General features: G+C 64.2%; 15 protein-coding genes and 1 tRNA gene. 4 read left to right on the top strand and 12 right to left on the bottom strand.

All coding sequences use genetic code 11. The features are described from left to right. Nucleotides 1-8 precede the first annotated feature (8 nt). The 4 genes from EJ070_RS05455 to EJ070_RS05440 all read right to left on the bottom strand — a co-directional run bounded on the left by EJ070_RS05455 (nt 9) and on the right by EJ070_RS05440 (nt 1542). Complete coding sequence (locus EJ070_RS05455; protein ID WP_126090407.1) at nt 9-551, bottom strand: RNA polymerase sigma factor; 543 nt, start codon at nt 549-551, stop codon at nt 9-11. A gap of 45 nt (nt 552-596) precedes the next feature. Then, complete coding sequence (locus EJ070_RS05450; protein WP_126090406.1) at nt 597-1028, bottom strand: acid-shock protein; 432 nt, start codon at nt 1026-1028, stop codon at nt 597-599. A gap of 144 nt (nt 1029-1172) precedes the next feature. Further along, nucleotides 1173-1361: a DUF2158 domain-containing protein gene (locus EJ070_RS05445; RefSeq protein WP_126090405.1), complete on the bottom strand. Its 189-nt coding sequence runs from the start codon at nt 1359-1361 to the stop codon at nt 1173-1175. Between the two features lie 105 nt (nt 1362-1466). Beyond that, nucleotides 1467-1542, bottom strand: a tRNA-Thr gene (locus tag EJ070_RS05440). Nucleotides 1543-1662: 120 nt separating this feature from the next. On the opposite strand from EJ070_RS05440, the gene EJ070_RS36170 reads away from it, so the two are divergent. Together EJ070_RS36170 and EJ070_RS05435 are read left to right on the top strand one after the other, a co-directional pair. Then, nucleotides 1663-1815, top strand: a complete 153-nt coding sequence (locus EJ070_RS36170; protein WP_189350388.1) for a hypothetical protein — start codon at nt 1663-1665, stop codon at nt 1813-1815. Nucleotides 1816-1877: 62 nt separating this feature from the next. Further along, nucleotides 1878-3083, top strand: a complete 1206-nt coding sequence (locus tag EJ070_RS05435) for a hypothetical protein (RefSeq protein WP_126090404.1) — start codon at nt 1878-1880, stop codon at nt 3081-3083. A 174-nt stretch (nt 3084-3257) separates the two neighbouring features. Here EJ070_RS05435 and EJ070_RS05430 read toward each other — a convergent pair whose 3' ends face one another. Both EJ070_RS05430 and EJ070_RS05420 read right to left on the bottom strand, forming a co-directional pair. Beyond that, the gene (locus EJ070_RS05430; protein WP_126090403.1) at nt 3258-4859 is read right to left on the bottom strand and encodes a cisplatin damage response ATP-dependent DNA ligase; all 1602 of its coding nucleotides are present in this window, start codon (nt 4857-4859) and stop codon (nt 3258-3260) included. 238 nt (nt 4860-5097) lie between these two features. After that, nucleotides 5098-6108: a ligase-associated DNA damage response exonuclease gene (locus EJ070_RS05420; protein WP_126090402.1), complete on the bottom strand. Its 1011-nt coding sequence runs from the start codon at nt 6106-6108 to the stop codon at nt 5098-5100. A 107-nt stretch (nt 6109-6215) separates the two neighbouring features. Between EJ070_RS05420 and EJ070_RS05415 the strand changes: the two genes are divergently transcribed. Next, entirely contained in the window at nt 6216-7133 is a 918-nt protein-coding gene (locus EJ070_RS05415; protein WP_126090401.1) for a methyltransferase domain-containing protein, read from the top strand. A 75-nt stretch (nt 7134-7208) separates the two neighbouring features. Further along, entirely contained in the window at nt 7209-7583 is a 375-nt protein-coding gene (locus EJ070_RS05410) for a hypothetical protein (RefSeq protein ID WP_126090400.1), read from the top strand. A gap of 113 nt (nt 7584-7696) precedes the next feature. Here EJ070_RS05410 and EJ070_RS05405 read toward each other — a convergent pair whose 3' ends face one another. The 6 genes from EJ070_RS05405 to EJ070_RS05380 all read right to left on the bottom strand — a co-directional run bounded on the left by EJ070_RS05405 (nt 7697) and on the right by EJ070_RS05380 (nt 16503). After that, complete coding sequence (locus tag EJ070_RS05405) at nt 7697-8638, bottom strand: glyoxylate/hydroxypyruvate reductase A (RefSeq protein WP_126090399.1); 942 nt, start codon at nt 8636-8638, stop codon at nt 7697-7699. A gap of 38 nt (nt 8639-8676) precedes the next feature. Beyond that, the gene (locus tag EJ070_RS05400) at nt 8677-10305 is read right to left on the bottom strand and encodes an ABC transporter ATP-binding protein (RefSeq protein WP_126090398.1); all 1629 of its coding nucleotides are present in this window, start codon (nt 10303-10305) and stop codon (nt 8677-8679) included. Next, nucleotides 10302-11441, bottom strand: coding sequence for an ABC transporter permease (locus EJ070_RS05395; RefSeq protein ID WP_126090397.1), 1140 nt, complete (start codon nt 11439-11441; stop codon nt 10302-10304). Before EJ070_RS05395 ends, EJ070_RS05400 begins: the two co-directional genes overlap by 4 nt. Further along, complete coding sequence (locus tag EJ070_RS05390; RefSeq protein ID WP_126090396.1) at nt 11441-12535, bottom strand: microcin C ABC transporter permease YejB; 1095 nt, start codon at nt 12533-12535, stop codon at nt 11441-11443. The genes EJ070_RS05395 and EJ070_RS05390 overlap by 1 nt, the downstream gene beginning before the upstream one ends. Before the next feature lie 210 nt (nt 12536-12745). Continuing rightward, nucleotides 12746-14608 carry an extracellular solute-binding protein gene (locus tag EJ070_RS05385; protein ID WP_126090395.1) on the bottom strand — a complete coding sequence of 621 codons (1863 nt, stop codon included), beginning with the start codon at nt 14606-14608 and terminating at the stop codon, nt 12746-12748. 14 nt (nt 14609-14622) lie between these two features. Continuing rightward, a complete protein-coding gene (locus tag EJ070_RS05380; RefSeq protein ID WP_126090394.1) occupies nt 14623-16503 on the bottom strand; it encodes an extracellular solute-binding protein in 1881 nt (626 codons plus the stop codon). Nucleotides 16504-16595: the final 92 nt, after the last annotated feature.

Below are 16595 nucleotides of genomic sequence, written 5' to 3'. Positions count from 1 at the left end.
TCGCCGTCTCAGTCATCGCCATCATCTCCGATGAGCAGGGCCTGCAGCGCGCGGCGACCCCGCGCGAGCAGGCTTTCCAGCGCATCGACGCTGACCTGCATGGCGCCGGCGGCTTCGATGTTGGACAGCTCCTGATAATAGACGAGCACGATCGCCTCGCGCTGGCGCGGTGCGATGCGTAGCAACGCCTGCTGGACGCGCCGGCCCTCGTCTCCGGCAAGGGCGTCGGGAAGCGGTCTCTCATCGGCCACCTCCGGCAGTTCGTCCGTCGTCCATTCGCGGCGCCGCCGCAGCCGGTCGTAGCAGAGGTTGAGCGCCACCCGGTGGATCCAGGTGTCGAAGCGCGCGTGCCCCTGGCGCCAGCCGGAGGCATGGCGCCAGATGCGCACGAAGGTCTCTTGGGCAACGTCTTCGGCCTCTGCCGCGTCGCCCAGCATGCGGGTGGCGAGCGAAAGCACGCGCGGCAGCTTGCGCGCCACCATCGCCTGCACGGCGGCTTGGTCGCCGGCACTGATGCGCCGTACCAGTTCCTCGTCCGGATCGGCGCCCATCAGCCTGGGCGCTCCCGATGATCATCGTGCCGCATAACCTCTCGGTCATTGCTCCTGATTGGGAGCGGTTTTGTGGCCCGGCGTCTCGTCCGCGCCGAGCACGCCATCGGCGTTCTTGTCGAGCCTGGCGAAGCGCTTGGCGAGGAAAGCGTCGAGCTCCGACTTGTCGACGAACTCGTCCTTGTTGGCATCCATCCGCGCGAAGGCTTTGGCCGGATCGCCCCTGGCCTTGCGCTGGGTTTGGAATGCCGTCCACTCGGCCAAGCCGACCTTGCCGTCGCCGTCGGTGTCGGCGGCCATGAACGCCTTTTCCCGGCGCGCCTCGAACTTCTCCAGCGTGGTGCCGGGCTTGGCGGCAGCCGAAGTGCTTGGCGCCGGTTGGGTCGGCGCGGGGGCGGGGGTTGGCGTCGTTGTCTGGGCGGCCGCGGCAGCCGCCTGCAGGCCAAGGGCAACGACAAGTATGGAAGGGCGGATCATGCTCTCGTCTCCGGTTGCGCGCGGCCATTTGCGGCTACGCTTCAGCCGTTAAACGCGGTGACACAGAAAATCCGTCGGTCGTTCCGCCATACGAGATCGGCGGGCCTGGCGGCGCCCGAAAGCAGCCCTTCAGGGGCGCTGAAACTATTTCCGTTCGTTGACCACCACCAACTGGTCCGGCTTGAAACCGGCATGCTGCGGGGTCCAGACGTCGCCCTCGCGGTTGAACCAGTGGCACAGATACGTGCCCGAGGCAGCGCCATCGCTCACCGTCATGTCCGGGCCTCCGGATTTCAGCCTGACGACGTCTCCAGTCTTGAAACCATTGGGCATTTTGACCTCCCATGCTGACACCGGGAGTTTCCCACCAACAGCGATTCCCGACAATGGCCGAGATGCACCTACAACGTGGTACAGGGCTGGAAATGCAAGGAAAACTGGTGCCGCTTGCGTGACTCGAACACGCGACCCCATCATTACGAATGATGTGCTCTACCAACTGAGCTAAAGCGGCCCGGGAAGCGATTAGGCCTCCAAGATGCGCCGGTTGATAGACTCAACCGTCAGCTAATTCAAGATGGCTGGCGGCGAAATCCGGCGCCCATGCGCGGCAATTTCGGCCGGCTGCAGCCGCATGACAATCTCTGGCGCCGGCCGCGGCGGCTTGCCGGTCGGCGTCCGGTCCGCCGGAGTCGATCCGGTGGCGGTGACAAAAATGTTGATTCTTCAACAAAAAACGCCGAAATGGGCTTTGGATGCGTCGGCAAGACTGCCGCTCGCCCGTTGATTGATTGGTCGCCTGCGGCTAACGATCGATGAACTGTGAGCGAACGCGCAGAGGGAGCTCGCTTGGACGCCATCGAGAAAGCGATCCGCAACGCCTTCGCGAAAGGCAATGCCGAGGACCGGGCGTTTCGCGAGAAGGTCTATCGCTCGGCCTTTGCCGCGCTGGATCGCGTCCTGCAGGCCAATCCGAATGTGACGGTGGAGGCCGCCATCAACCGCCGCAAGGCGGTGCAGGCCAAGATCGCCGAGATCGAATCCGAATTCCTGCCGGCCGTCCAGGCAGTCCCCGACGTCACGCTTCCGTCCGAGAGCGGCACGCCCGCCGGCAACGCGGCGCCGGCGCCCTCGATCGACACGCCAACCCAGTCTCCCGCGCCGTCGGTGGATGCGCCGCGACCGCCGGCGCAAGCGGCGCCGTCGCCGTCGATCACTGTCGACGGTCCGGTGCAGCCGGATGCTTCGGACGCGCCGCGCTCGCGCGTGCTGCCCCGCGTGCCCGACATCATGCCGGACGAGACGGCACTTCCCGACGCGCCGACCCTCGATGATTCTCCCGGAGCCTCCGTCGGCAACGGCGCCGAAGTGGCGCCGGATCGCGACGAGCGGCGGATCAGGGGACGGCGCCTGCCGCTGACGGCGATCTTCGTCGTAGCGACGCTGCTTGCGGCAGCCGGCATCGGCGGCTACTTCGCCTTCCAGACTGGCGTCTTCAAGACGGCGGCTGAGCTCGACACCGGTCCGCCGGAGGCGCCTCCGACGCTGGAAGGGGAGGAATCCTCGCAGCCCGCCGACACGGGCTCGCCGCAAAAGCCGGGCGAGGCGGACCAGTCGAAGAACTGGATCAACGTCTTCTCGCCCGCCGATCCGACTCATGTCAGCACGCCGTCCGACGCCGGCGCCGAGGTGATGAAGGACGACACCGGCCAGTTCCTGCGTATCCGCTCCGGCGCGTCCGGCTCGGCGATCGCCTTCGACGTCGGTCAGGGCGTGCTGGAAAAGCTCGCCGGCAAGCACGCCATGTTCGACGTCATCGCCCGCTCGGAAGAAGGTAAGGAAACCCAGATTTCGGTCGACTGCAATTTCGGCGAGTTCGGCGATTGCGGCCGCAAGCGCTATGCCGTCGGCCACGAGCGCAACGAATACCTGTTCGACGTGCAGTTCCCGAACAAGCATCCGGGCGCAGCCGGCACCATCGCCATCAATTCCGACTTCGACAAGCAGGGCAAGTCCGTCGACATCTACGAGATACGCGTTTCGATCGCGGAGTGAGCGTGTCGTTGTAGCGTGTGTCGTTGAACACGACCGACGCCGGCGCCTCGCCCCACCCGGCGCTTCGCGCCGACCTCCCCATCGAGGGGAGATAGGGATTGGCGCCACGCCTCACCTCCCCTTAATGGGGAGGTCGCGCCGCAGGCGCGGGTGGGGTGAAGCGCCCACGTTGGATTAGCTGTCGAGTAGCGCCTGCAGCGTCTCGATGCGATCGGCTTCGGCGGCCGGCTTGTCCCAGCGCAGCCGCGATATGCGGGGAAAGCGCATCGCGACACCCGATTTGTGGCGCGTCGATCGGTTGAGGCCTTCGAACGCCACTTCCAGCACCAGGCCGTTCTTGCGGTCGGCGCGCACCGAGCGCACCGGGCCAAAACGTTCGACCGTGTTGTCACGGACATATTTGTCGATCTGCTTGAGCTCCTTGTCGGTGAAGCCGAAATAGGCCTTGCCGACCGGCACCAGCTCTTCCGCGCCTTCCGGTCCGGCCCAGACACCGAACGTGTAGTCTGAATAGAAGCTCGAGCGTTTGCCGTGGCCGCGCTGCGCGTACATCAGCACCGCGTCGACCGTATGCGGATCGCGCTTCCACTTGAACCAGGGGCCTTTCGGCCTGCCGGCGAGATAGGGCGAATCCCAGCGCTTCAGCATCACGCCTTCGATGATCGGATGCGGCGGCGCCTGGCGCAGCCGCTCCAACGCCTCCCAGTCGGGGAATTCGACCAGCGGTGAGAGGTCGAATCGGCTGGGCTCGAGCGTCCCGACGAAGGCTTCGAGCCGGCTTCGGCGCTCGGCGAAGGCGAGGCCGCGCAGATCCTCGCCGTCGATGTGCAGGGCGTCGTAGCAGCGCATGAAGGCCGGATATTGCTGCTGGATCTTCGGTGACACGCTCTTGCGGTTCAGCCGCTGCTGCAGGTCGGAGAAGGTCCCGGTCGCCGCGCGCGGATCGCCGACCAGCAGTTCGCCGTCGAGCGCTGCCTCGAAGTTCATTGCCGCGGCGAGATCCGGGAAGGCGGCGGACACGTCGTCGCCGGTGCGCGAATAAAGCCGGCGGATGCCGCTTTCGCATACCGCCTGCACGCGGATGCCGTCCCATTTCCATTCCGCCGCGTAGTCGGCGTGGTCGAGTCTTTCGAGGTCGCCGTCGCCGACGGCGTTGGAGAGCATCACCGGCCGGAACAGCGCGAACGCCGCGCTCTTCGGCTTTTCCGCGCGCCCTTCCAGCCACGCAAACAGCTCGCTGTAGGGCGGCGTCAGCCCGTGCCACAGCTCCTCGATCTCGGAAACGTCGACTTTGCCGAGATCGGCCAGCGCCTGCTTGGCGAGCCTTGCCGACACGCCGATGCGCAAGCCGCCGGTGACCAACTTGATGATGGCGAAGCGCGCCGAGATGCTGGCGCTGTCGAGGAGCCGCGCCAGCACCTGCGGCCCGTCGGACCGGCTCGCCGCCTGCAGCCTGGCGACCACCTCGGCGAGCGTCGGCGCATGGTTCGGAAGATGACCGGTGGGCTGCGGCCAGACCAGCGACACGGTTTCGGCAAGGTCGCCGACATAGTCGTAGGAATAGCCGAACAGCACCGGGTCCATGCGCTCGACCACCAGCGCGCGCAGCATCGCCGGCTTCACCGCCGCGATCGAAAGATCGCCGGTGATCGCCGCCAGCGCCAGCCCGCGGTCCGGGTCCTCGACGCCGCGGAAATAATCGGTAAGCAGCGTCAGCTTGCCGTTGCGCGACGGCGTCAGCACCAGCCGGTCGAGGAGTTCGGCGAAGCGGTTCATGGCGTTGCAGACCACGCCGATAGCGAAAGCCGGCGCGCGACACCCCCCTCTGGCCTGCCGGCCATCTCCCCCTCAAGGGGGGAGATCGGATGTTGCGCCGGCTTTCGCCAATCTCCGGCGTTGCGGGTGATGCGCCGGCGCTGGAGCTGCCAATCTCCCCCCTTGAGGGGGAGATGTCCGGCAGGACAGAGAGGGGCGCCGTAGAGCTCGGCGGCGGAGATTGGCGAACTGTGTTGCATCAATCGCCCTCGTCCTCGTACCCCACCAGATGCAGCGGCCGCGCAGTGATGCCCTCGAGCTCGCACCAGCGCACCAGCGCCTCCTCGCGGCCATGCGTCACCCAGATCTCCCCGGCGCCGGTTTCCTTGATCGTGGCGATGAGTTCGTCCCAGTCGGCATGGTCGGAAATGATCAGCGGCAGCTCGACGCCGCCTTGCTTGGCGCGCTGGCGGATGCGCATCCAGCCCGAGGCGAAGCAGGAGATCGGATCGGGAAAACGCCTCGCCCAGCGGTCGGCGAAGGCGGCCGGCGGGCCGACGACAATGGCGCCGGCGAAATCGGCCTTGCTGCCGGTCTCCACGGTCCCCGGCTCCAGCTTGCCGAGGTCGATGCCTTGGCTCTGGAAGTATTCGCTGAGCTTTGTCAGCGCGCCGTGGATATAGATCGGCTTGTCATAGCCGGCGTCGCGCAACAGGCGCATCACGCGCTGCGCCTTGCCGAGCGCATAGGCGCCGATCAGGTGCGAGCGCTCGGGAAACTGCGCCGCCGATTTGAGCACGCGGCCGATCTCCTCATGGTCCGGCGGATGCCGGAACACCGGCAGGCCGAAGGTCGCCTCGGTGATGAAGACGTCGCACGGGACCGGCTCGAAGGGCCGGCATGTGGCGTCCTTCTGCCGCTTGTAGTCACCGGAGGCGACGATGCGCATGCCTTGGTACTCGACGGCGATCTGCGCCGAACCCAGCACGTGCCCCGCCGGATGGAAGGTCACGGCGACGCCATTGATGCCGATCGTCTCGCCGAGCGTCGCGGCCTGCGTCGTGCCGGCAAAATCCTCGCCGTAGCGCAGGCCCATGATGTCGAGGGTCTCTTGCGTGGCCAGCACCGCGCGGTGGCCGGAACGGGCATGGTCGGAGTGGCCGTGCGTGACCAGGGCGCGGCCCACCGGCCGCACCGGGTCGATGAAGAAATCGCCTGGCGGGCAGTAGAGCCCTTCCGGTCGTGGCTTGAGCAGGTCGCTGGCGCGCATGGCTTGAAGATAATGGCTAAATTCCCCGCGGAAAGCCTGTTGCAAGAGACTGCTGACTCATCCTACAGCCGGCCGCCGGTTCGAACGCCGGTGGGATCAAACGAACCATGAAACCGTTTCAGGCTTCGTCCGGCGACTCGAACGCCGACCGTCGCGCCGACTTCGCCGAGATGCTCTTCGTTTCCGGCGAGGCGGCGCAGGCGGCGGAGCTTCTGCTCGGTGCGCTGGAGCTGGCGCCGCAATGGGCGGCCGGTTGGTTCCGCCTCGGCGAGATGCAGGAGGCGGCAGGTTTTCTGGACCAGGCCGCCCAGGCTTGGACGATGGCGCTGAAGCTCGATCCCGCGGACCGGCTGGGCGCGTCGCTCAAGCTGCAATTGATCGGCAATGCGCCGGCGGCAGCGGCTCCGCCCAGCGCCTTCGTCGAGACCCTCTTCGATCACTACGCCGACCGTTTCGAGGAAGCGCTGGTCGAAAAACTCGGCTACCGGATGCCGGACTTTCTCGACCGGGCCATTCGCGCGGCAAGGCCGGGCCGTTTTCACCTAGCCCTCGACCTCGGCTGCGGCACCGGCCTGATGGGCGAAAGGCTGCGTCCGATCGTTGATCGGCTCGAGGGCTACGACATCTCAGCCGGCATGTTGCGGAAGGCGCGCGCCAAAGGCATCTACGACCTGCTTTCCAAGGCCGATCTTCAGCATTTTTCCCACGCCGGCCCGAAAGCCGACCTCGTGGTCGCGGTCGACGTGTTCATCTACTTAGGCGCGCTCGAACGCGTTGTCGGAGCCGTTGCCGAGAGCTTGGTCGATAAAGGCGTCTTCGCATTCTCGGTAGAAACCACCGCCGGCGACGATGACTTCGCCTTGCTGCCGTCGCGGCGCTACGCGCATTCCGAGGCCTATGTGCGGCGCGTTCTCGCCGTCAGCGAGTTTGCGATCCTGTCGCTGGAGAGCACGACCATCCGGCATGACCGCGGCGAGCCTGTAGGAGGCTTGGCTGTCGTGACCGGGAAAGGCCATGCGGTATAAGGAATCGCTGCTGCGAAAAAGCCCGAATCGCGTGTCGGTTTAAGCATGGGGGCGGATACCGCACGGAGGGATACCATGCGCTGGAACATGGTGGTGTTGGCGTCTTGCCTGATGACGGCCGGCTGCGTGGGCGGCACCTCGATGGCCGAAAGGCAGGACGAGAACGTCCAGTCCTCGCTGCAATATGACAGCGTGCCCTGCGACCAATTGTTGGCGCAGCGCAATCAGGTAGCGCAGCAATACAATCTGCCGGTCACGGCTAAGCCGACTTTCTCCAATCCGGCGATGGGCTTCGGTCCGTTCACGCCGGACATGCGCTCCAAGGCGCAGCGCGACAGCGACAAGGCGAGTGGCGAGATCGACGCCATGAGTCGCTCGATCGAGCGCCGCGATTGCGGCGAGCCGAAGAAGAAGGACAAGCTCGAGCTGCCCGGCTCGAAGCCTGCTTAATGCATGTCGCCCAAAAATGCGCTGCGGTTTTGGGAAAACGACATGCACCAAAACAAAGACCTAGACTAAAGCGTGGTGCCTGAATCCGTTTCAGCGCTACACGCTTTGGGTGCTCAATAACCCGCTTCGCGGTCGACCAGGTTTTCGAGCTTTTCGCCGCGCTCGAATGCATCCATCTGCCGCAGCATGATCGGCACGAGATGCACGGGGTCCGAGGTCGCCGCCGCATGCGGCGTCACGAACACTTTCGGGTGGCTCCACAGCGGGCTTGTCTTCGGCAGCGGCTCGACCTCGAACACGTCGAGGCTCGCTTCCTTCAGCATGCCGTCGTTCAGCGCGCGCAGGATGTCGGCATCCTTCTGCAGCCGGCCGCGGCCGGCATTGATCAGCACCGTTCCGCCGAGCCCGTTGCGCCTGCGCAATTCCTTCAGCACGCTGTAATTGATGATGCCCTGTGTGTTGGGGGTGAGCGGCAACAGCACCACCAGGATATCCGTGGCGTTGAGGAACGGGATCAGCCCGGCTTCCCCGGAAAAGGTCGAAACGCCCGTCATCGGCCGCTCAGTGCGCGACCAACCGTTGACCGCAAAGCCCAGCGAGAGCAGCACCGAGGCCGCTGCGCGGCCGAGATTGCCGAGGCCCATGATGCCGACGGAGATGTCTTCCGCCGCGCGCTGCGGCAGCTCTCGCCAGATCTTCTTCTGTTGTTGCGCGCGATAGTGCATGCTCTGGCGGTGGTGGTCGAGCACCCGCCAGACGACATATTCGGTCATATGCTGGGTGAGATTGTCGGCGACGACCCTGACGATCGGCACGTCGGGCAGGCCGGGATCGGCGAAGATGTGATCGACGCCGGCGCCGATCGAGAAGATGGCGCGCAGATTGGGCAATCCCGACAACAGGTTCGGCTTCTGCTTCCACACCACCGCATAGGTGATCGAGGGGTCGCTGGGGCCATCCGGCTCCAGCACCACCTCGCGCTCGGCCGAAAGCAGTTCGCGCCAGCGCTGCGGGTGAAAGCCGGTGAGGGCAAGCAGGATTTTGCCTTTTTCCATTCGCGGATGTTCTTCCCTGTTATGTAAGCCGGGCGGGCCTATTGGCTGACCACGCCGGTCGGCGCCGTCTCGATCCTGAAGGCCGCCGAGATCAGTGCCCGGGTATAGTCGGTCTGCGGGCTGCCGAAAATCTGATCGGACGGCCCGGCTTCGACGATCTGGCCATTGCGCATGACGATCACATCATTGGCAAGGGCGCGGATGACTTTCAGGTCGTGGCTGATGAACAGATAGGCGAGGTTGTGCTTGGCCTGCAGGTCGCGCAAAAGGTCGACCACCTGCGCCTGGACGCTCATGTCGAGCGCCGAGGTCGGCTCGTCGAGCATGACGAAGCGGGGGTTGAGCACCATGGCGCGCGCGATGGCGACGCGCTGGCGTTGGCCGCCGGAAAATTCATGCGGATAGCGGTGCCGCGTTTCGGGATCGAGGCCGACCTCGTTCAGCACTTCGACGACCTTGTCGTCACGCTCGTCGGGCGACAGTTTTGGCTCGTGGATCTTCAGCCCTTCCTCGATGATCTCGGCGATCGACATGCGCGGGCTCAAGGATCCGAACGGGTCCTGGAACACGATCTGCAACTCGCGCCGCAGCGGCCGCATGGCGCTGAAGGAAAGCTGGTTGATGTCGCGCCCGTTGAAACCGATCGTGCCCGTGGACGAAATCATCCGGGCGAGCGCCAGGCCGAGCGTCGTCTTGCCGGAACCGGATTCACCGACGACGCCGAGCGTCTGGCCCGCGCGCACGGTGACGTCGATGCCGTCCACCGCTTTCACATGGTCGACGGTGCGGCGGAAGAAGCCGCGCTTGATCGGGAACCAGACCTTGATGTCCTTGCCGGTCATCACAGCCTTGGCAGCGGCATTCGCCGCCGGCGGCTTGCCTTTCGGCTCGGCGGCCAAAAGGTGCTTGGTATAAGCGTGCTGCGGGTTGGCGAAGATATCCTTGGTCGGCCCGGTCTCGACGATTCTGCCCTTGGTCATCACGCAGACGCGGTCGGCGATTTTTCTCACGATGCCGAGATCGTGGGTGATGAACAGCATCGACATGCCCTTGCGGCTTTTCAGGCCCGCCAGCAGTTCGAGTATCTGCGCCTGCACGGTGACGTCCAACGCTGTCGTCGGCTCGTCGGCGATCAGCAATTCCGGCTCGTTGGCCAGGGCCATGGCGATCATGACGCGCTGCCGCTGGCCGCCGGAGAGCTGGTGCGGGTAGGCATCGAGCCGCTTCTGCGGATCGCGGATGCCGACCTCGGTGAGGAGTTCGAGCACACGCGCCCGCGCCTGACGGTCGCCGAGACCCTGGTGCAGCTTCAGCACCTCGACGATCTGCTGCTCGATCGTGTGCAGCGGGTTGAGCGAGGTCATCGGCTCCTGGAAGATCATGGTGATCTTGTTGCCGCGCACGCCACGCAAGGTCTTTTCGTTGGCGCCGAGCAGATCGGCGCCGTGGAACAGGATCTTTCCCGAAGGATGGCTGGCCGCGGGGTAGGGCAGCAGCTTCAGCACCGACAGCGCCGAGACCGATTTGCCGGACCCGGATTCGCCGACCAGCGCCAGCGTCTCGCCCTTGGCGATGTCGAAGGAGATGTGGTCGACGGCCGTCGATTGCGTGCCGCCTTGCGCGAAGGCGACACTCAGATCGCGGACGGAAAGCAACGACTCGCTCATTTGAACGTCTTGCGCGGATCGAAGGCGTCGCGCGTCGCCTCGCCGATGAAGACCAGCAGCGACAGCATCAGCGAAATGACGATGAAGCCGGAGATGCCGAGCCAGGGCGCGTTGAGATTGCGCTGCGCCTGCTTCAGCAGCTCGCCGAGCGAGGCCGAGCCGGGCGGCAGACCGAAGCCGAGATAGTCGAGCGAGGTCAGCGTCGAGATCGAGCCTGAGAGCAGGAAGGGCAGAAAGGTCAGCGTCGCCACCATGGCGTTGGGCAGGAGGTGGCGGAACATGATGGTGAGATTGGGCACGCCGAGCGCCCGCGCCGCGTTGACATATTCGAAGTTGCGCGCGCGCAGGAATTCGGCGCGCACCACGCCGACCAGCGCCACCCAGGAGAACAACAGCATCAGGCCGAGCAGGATGAAGAAGCCCGGCGGCAGGATCGCGGAGACGATGAGCAGGAGATAAAGCACCGGGATCGCCGACCAGATCTCGATGAAGCGCTGGAACAAAAGGTCCGTCCAACCGCCGAAATAGCCCTGCACCGCGCCCGCTGCGACACCGACCAGCGAGGAGCCGAGCGTCAGGACCAGCCCGAACAGCACCGAGATGCGGAAGCCGTAAAGCACGCGCGCCAGCACGTCGCGCGCCTGGTCGTCGGTGCCCAGCCAGTTCCAGTTGCCGATGGCGCAGTTGGGGTCGGCCTCGCCTTGCGGATACTGGCTGCAGCGCGCCTTCCTGTCATAGAGCCAGGACGGCTTGGCCGGCGCCGCTTCGGGGATCGCGTTGTTGACCGTCTGATAGGAGTAGCGCACCGGCGGCCAGATCATCCAGCCATTGGCATTGATCTCGTCCTGGATGACCGGATCGCGATAATCGGTGACGGCATAGAAGCCGCCGAACTTCTCTTCCGGATAGGCGACCAGCACCGGAAACAGGATCTCGCCCTTGTAGGAGGCGACGATCGGTTTGTCGTTGGCGATCAGTTCGGAAAACAGCGACAGCACGAAGAGGAGAAGAAAGATCCACAGCGACCAGTAGCCGCGCCGGTTCGCCTTGAAGTTCTGCAGCCGCCGCTGGTTGAGCGGCGACAGTCGCGGCCGGGCTGCGCGGGCCGGCTTGGTTTCGGCCGAGGCTGCCGTCATCAGATGTCTCTCCGCTCGAAATCGATGCGCGGATCGACCCAGGTATAGATCAGGTCCGACAACAGGCCGACGAACAGGCCGAGCAGCGAGAAGATGTAGAGATTGGCAAAGACCACCGGATAGTCGCGGTCGATCACCGACTTGAAGCCGAGCAGGCCGAGCCCGTCGAGCGAGAAGATGTTCTCGATCAGCAGCGAGCCGGTGAAGAAGGCCGAGATGAAGGCGCCGGGAAAGCCGGCGATGACGATCAGCATCGCGTTGCGGAAGACATGGCCGTAGAGCACCTTGCGCTCCGAAAGGCCCTTGGCCCTCGCCGTCACCACATATTGCTTGCGGATTTCTTCAAGGAAGGAGTTCTTGGTCAAAAGCGTCGTCGTGGCGAAAGCCGACAGCACAAGTGCGGTGAGCGGCAGCGTCATGTGCCAGAAATAGTCGAGGATCTTGTCCGGCCAGGACAACTGGTCCCAATTGTCGGAAACGATGCCGCGCAGCGGGAACCAATCCCAGAACGAGCCGCCGGCAAACAGCACCATCAGAAGGATGCCGAACAGGAAGCCGGGGATGGCGTAGCCGACAATGACGATGCCGCTCGTCCAGACATCGAATGTCGAGCCGTCCTGCACCGCCTTGCGGATGCCGAGCGGGATCGAGATCAGGTAGGACAGAAGCGTGATCCACAGTCCGATCGAGATCGACACCGGCATCTTTTCCAGGATCAGGTCGAGCACGGAGATGTCGCGGAAATAGCTGTCGCCGAAATCGAAGCGGGCATAGTTCCACAGCATCATGCCGAAGCGCTCGAGCGGCGGCTTGTCGAAGCCGAACTGCTTTTCGAGCTTCTTGATGAATTCCGGGTCCAGCCCTTGAGCGCCGCGATATTTCGAGCTGACATCGCCGGCGACATCGAGATTGGTGGCGCCGGCATCGCCTCCGCCGCCGCCGAGGCGATCGGTGCCGCCCTGATTGGTCAGCCTGGCGATGACCTGCTCGACCGGACCGCCCGGAGCGAACTGGATGACGGCGAAGGAGATCGCCATGATGCCGAACAGCGTCGGGATCATCAGAAGAATGCGGCGCAGGATATAGGCGCCCATCAGCTTTTACCCTCCCCCTTGCGGGGGTCCGAAGGACGGGCGAGACACGTGGCTCGCCCCGGCAAGTCGATCCGCGAAGCGGAGCGGGGTGGGGGCATTACCGGGCGGGCGCACGCTGTCGGCCCCCCACCCCGGTTCACCATCCGCGCTGGGCGCGGATTGCTCACCGACCCTCCCCACAAGGGGGAGGGTAAAGTGCTGCGCAACAGCTCACCCTTTGCCAATTTTTGCCGCCTTGCCCTTGTCGATCCACCACAGCGCTTCGACCGGAAAGCCGAAATCGGGTTTCTGCTCGGGAAAGCCGAACATATCCCAATAGGCGCTTCGGTGATTCGCCAGATACCAACTTGGAATCCAATCGCGCCGCGCGCGCAAGACCCGGTCGAGCGCCCGCATTGCCGCCGTCAGGCTTTCGCGGTCCTTGGCGGCGCCGACGGCATCGATCAGCGCGTCGATCGCAGGGCTCGATGTTCCCGGCAGGTTGCGCGAGCCCGAAACGGACGCGCTTCGCGAATGGAAGAAGATCTCGAGGTCATCGCGGGTCGGAGTCGCGCTGAACGAGAAGGCGGCGGAGATCAGGTCGAAATCGAACGTGTTCTGCCGCAATTGATACTGCGCCGCGTCGACCAGCCGGATGGAGGCATCGATGCCGACAGCCTTCATGTTGTCGACCCAGGGCGAGTAAATCTGCACGAACGCTTCGTCGTCGACGAGGATTTCGGCCGACAGCCGCCCGCCCTTGTCGTTCGCGACGAACTCACCGGACCGCTTCCAGCCGGCCTCGGCGAGAAGCTTGACCGCCTTGCCCAGCAATTGACGGTCGCGGCCGGAGCCGTTCGACATCGCCTGGGTCACGGCTTCACCGAAAGCCTCCGGCGGAATCTTGTCTCGCAGCGGCTCCAGCAGTGCGAGTTCCTGCGGCGACGGCACGCCTTCGGCGCGAAAATCCGATTTCTCGAAGCAAGACTGCGAGCGCTCGTAGGAGCCGTAGAAGAAATTGCGCCGCGTCCATTCGAAGTCGAAGCAGAGCCCGATCGCCTGCCGAACACGGGAGTCCCGGAACTGTTCCCGCCGCTGATTGACGGCGGTGGCCTGCATGGAAGGCACCTTTTCCGCCGGGAATTCGTGCTTCACCACCTTGCCGGCCGTGACGGCCGGAAAATCGTAACCCGTTGCCCATACACGCGAAACGGATTCCTCCCTGTAGAGGATCTCGCCCTTCTTGAACGCTTCGAATGCGGCGTTGCGGTTCTGATAGGATTCGATGCGGATGCGCTGGAAATTGTTCTGGCCGCGATTGACCGGGAGATCGTTGCCCCAATAGTCGGTCACCCGCTCGTATTCGATCCAGGTCCCGGCTGACCAGCGGCCGACCTTGTAGGCGCTGGAACCCAACGGAGGGTTCATCTGCGAGGAATCGAAGGGATTGGCCGTGTAGAAGGCTTTCGACAGGATCGGCATCTGGACGATGTTGAGGATCGTGCGGGAGGCTTGCTTGCCCGAGAATTTAAGCTCCAGCGTGTGCGCGTCCACCGCCGCCGCATCCGCCAGATGCGTCAGCGACAACGCGTAGTCCGGGTGCCCCTTGTCCTTCAGCAACTTGAAGGTGAAGGCCGCATCATCGGCCGTCAGCGGCGTGCCGTCATGGAAGCGGGCCTGCGGGCGCAGCGAAAAGGTGAAGCCGTTGCGGTCGTCGGAAATCATGACGTTTTTGGCGATCAGCCCATAGACGGCGTCGGGCTCGTCGAGCGCCCGCACCATCAGCGCATCGAAGCACATTTCCATGCGCTGCGGCGCGTCGCCCTTGGGGACGAATGAGTTCAGCGTGCTGAAGGTCAGCGGGGTCTGGTTCGCCCCCCAGTTGAATGGCAGGAAGTTGAACGTGCCGCCTTGCGGCGCATCGACATTGACATAGTCGAAATGCGTGAAATCCGGTTTGTATTTCAAATCGCCGAAAGCCGACAGGCCATGCAGTTTGACGCCGGTCGGCGTCTCGGCAAAGGCGCGGCCGGGGAGCAGCGATGCGGCCGCCGCCGCCGTGCCGAGTGCCAGGAAGTCGCGACGAGGGAGCATTTTCTGCCGCCCCATCAATTGAGGCCCTTGTACTTGGCGGCCAGCGCCTTCTCTTTCGCTGTGTCGACCCACCAGGAGTCGATATCGGCGCCTCGGTAGGCAGGCTGCTTTTCAGGCATGCCGAACTTGTTCCAATAGGCGAGCCACACCACCGCGCGATAGTATTGCGGAACGACATAGTAGTTCCACAACAGCACCCGATCGAGCGCGTGGGTAGCGGCGACGAGATCGTCGCGGTTGGCGGCGAAGATGATATGGTCGACAAGCGCATCGACGACCGGGTTCTTGATGCCGGAATAGTTGCGCGATCCCGGCGTGTCCGCCGCCTTCGAGCTCCAGAAGTCGCGCTGCTCGTTGCCGGGCGATTCCGACTGGCCGAGCTGGCCGATGATGACGTCATAGTCGAAATTGTTGCGGCGGTTGATGTACTGGGTCGGATCGATGATCCGCAGCGTGGCATCGACGCCGATCTTGCGCAAATTGGCGATCCAGGGGCTGGAAATCACCTGGTCGGTGTCGCCCGAACCCAGTATCTCGACCTTGAACGGCTCGCCGGTCTTGGCGTTCACCATCTTGCCGCCCTTGATCACCCAGCCAGCCTTGGCAAAGAGGTCGACCGCCTGCTTCAGATATTTCCGTTCCGCCTGCGGCGAATCATAGACCGGCAGCTTGAATTCCTGCGTGAACAACTCCGGCGGCAGCTTGTCGCGATACTTCTCCAGGATTTCCAGTTCCTTGCCTTGCGGCAGCCCGCTCGACGCCAATTCCGTGCCCTGGAAATAGCTCTGGGTGCGCGTGTTCGAATTGTAGAACAGCGTCCGGTTCATCGTCTCGAAGTCGAACGGATAAGTCAGCGCGGCGCGCGCCAGCCGATCCTGAAACAGAGGGCGCCGCTGGTTGAGCATGAAAGCTTGCATCGGCTCCGGTGAGGTGGTCTTGAACTCTTGCTTGATGACGTCGCCGGACTTAGCTGCGGGGAAATTGTAGAATGTCGCCCAGCGCCGTGAGCTGTTCTCCGGCTTGATATCTTGAAGTCCGCCTTTGGTGAAAGCCTGCCAGGCGGCATTGTCGTCAAGGATATAGGTGAAGCGCTGGGTGTCGAAATTCTCGCGGCCGATCTTCACCGGCAGCTTGGCGCCCCAATAGTCGGGCACGCGCTGCCAAACGATCTCCGAGCCTGGCTTGAAGCTGGCGATCTTGTAAGCGGCGGAGCCCAGCGGCGGCTCGAGCGTCGATTTGGTGATATCGCGCTTCTTGCCGCTGGCGTCGGTGCCTTCCCACCAGTGCTTCGGCAACACGACGAGGTCGCCGAGGATCTTGGGCAGTTCCCGATTGCCCTTCTGGTTGAAATGGAACTCGACCTCGCGGTCGGAGACCGCAACAGCGTTGGTCACATTCTCGAAGTACCGGCTGTACATCGGGCTGTTGGCCTTCAGCACCTGGAACGACCAGATCACGTCGTCGACGGTGATCGGCTGGCCGTCATGCCATTTCGCGCGCGCGTCGAGCCGGTAGGTCGCGGACGAATAGTCCGACGGGTATTTATAGGCCTCGGCGATCAGCGGATGGCTGACGCTGCCTTCGTCCGTCGCCTGATCCATCAGCGTGTCGTAGAGCAGTCCGCCGCCGAACTCTGCGAAGCCGGCGGCCGGCGCACCCTGCACGATGTAGGGGTTGAAGCTGTCGAAGGTGCCGGTAACCACGGAATTGTAGGTTCCGCCCTTCGGCGCGTCCGGATTGACGTAGTCGTAGCGCTGGAAATTGTCGCCGTATTTGGAGGGGCCGATCAGCGAGGAGGTGGTGTGCCATTCGTCGGCGAAGCCGGCCTCAAGGCTCGCGGCGAAGGCGACCACCAGCATCGATGCGAAAAATGTCCGGGAGCGGCCAACCGTCATGCGTTCTCCTCGTCGCGAGCTCTGGGAGCGTTCATCGTTTCACGACGACCGCTCCTTCGCTTTGTTTCGACGCAATTCCGGACGGAAACCGG

The organism is Mesorhizobium sp. M1E.F.Ca.ET.045.02.1.1 (genome assembly GCF_003952485.1).
In the GTDB taxonomy this organism is placed as follows: domain Bacteria; phylum Pseudomonadota; class Alphaproteobacteria; order Rhizobiales; family Rhizobiaceae; genus Mesorhizobium.
The sequence above is the reverse complement of the archived record's forward strand: the minus strand, read 5'-3'. Positions and strand labels throughout refer to the sequence as shown.

What these genes read in the sequence shown, in the direction of transcription:
- EJ070_RS05420 (WP_126090402.1), bottom strand. Translation starts at nt 6,108, where the DNA reads ATGCGCGCCAGCGACCTGCTCAAGCCACGACCGGAAGGGCTCTACTGC.
- EJ070_RS05380 (WP_126090394.1), bottom strand. Translation starts at nt 16,503, where the DNA reads ATGACGGTTGGCCGCTCCCGGACATTTTTCGCATCGATGCTGGTGGTC.
- EJ070_RS05405 (WP_126090399.1), bottom strand. Translation starts at nt 8,638, where the DNA reads ATGGAAAAAGGCAAAATCCTGCTTGCCCTCACCGGCTTTCACCCGCAG.
- EJ070_RS05410 (WP_126090400.1), top strand. Translation starts at nt 7,209, where the DNA reads ATGCGCTGGAACATGGTGGTGTTGGCGTCTTGCCTGATGACGGCCGGC.
- EJ070_RS05415 (WP_126090401.1), top strand. Translation starts at nt 6,216, where the DNA reads ATGAAACCGTTTCAGGCTTCGTCCGGCGACTCGAACGCCGACCGTCGC.
- EJ070_RS05400 (WP_126090398.1), bottom strand. Translation starts at nt 10,305, where the DNA reads ATGAGCGAGTCGTTGCTTTCCGTCCGCGATCTGAGTGTCGCCTTCGCG.
- EJ070_RS05445 (WP_126090405.1), bottom strand. Translation starts at nt 1,361, where the DNA reads ATGCCCAATGGTTTCAAGACTGGAGACGTCGTCAGGCTGAAATCCGGA.
- EJ070_RS36170 (WP_189350388.1), top strand. Translation starts at nt 1,663, where the DNA reads ATGACAATCTCTGGCGCCGGCCGCGGCGGCTTGCCGGTCGGCGTCCGG.
- EJ070_RS05430 (WP_126090403.1), bottom strand. Translation starts at nt 4,859, where the DNA reads ATGAACCGCTTCGCCGAACTCCTCGACCGGCTGGTGCTGACGCCGTCG.
- EJ070_RS05450 (WP_126090406.1), bottom strand. Translation starts at nt 1,028, where the DNA reads ATGATCCGCCCTTCCATACTTGTCGTTGCCCTTGGCCTGCAGGCGGCT.
- EJ070_RS05395 (WP_126090397.1), bottom strand. Translation starts at nt 11,441, where the DNA reads ATGACGGCAGCCTCGGCCGAAACCAAGCCGGCCCGCGCAGCCCGGCCG.
- EJ070_RS05385 (WP_126090395.1), bottom strand. Translation starts at nt 14,608, where the DNA reads ATGCTCCCTCGTCGCGACTTCCTGGCACTCGGCACGGCGGCGGCGGCC.
- EJ070_RS05455 (WP_126090407.1), bottom strand. Translation starts at nt 551, where the DNA reads ATGGGCGCCGATCCGGACGAGGAACTGGTACGGCGCATCAGTGCCGGC.
- EJ070_RS05390 (WP_126090396.1), bottom strand. Translation starts at nt 12,535, where the DNA reads ATGGGCGCCTATATCCTGCGCCGCATTCTTCTGATGATCCCGACGCTG.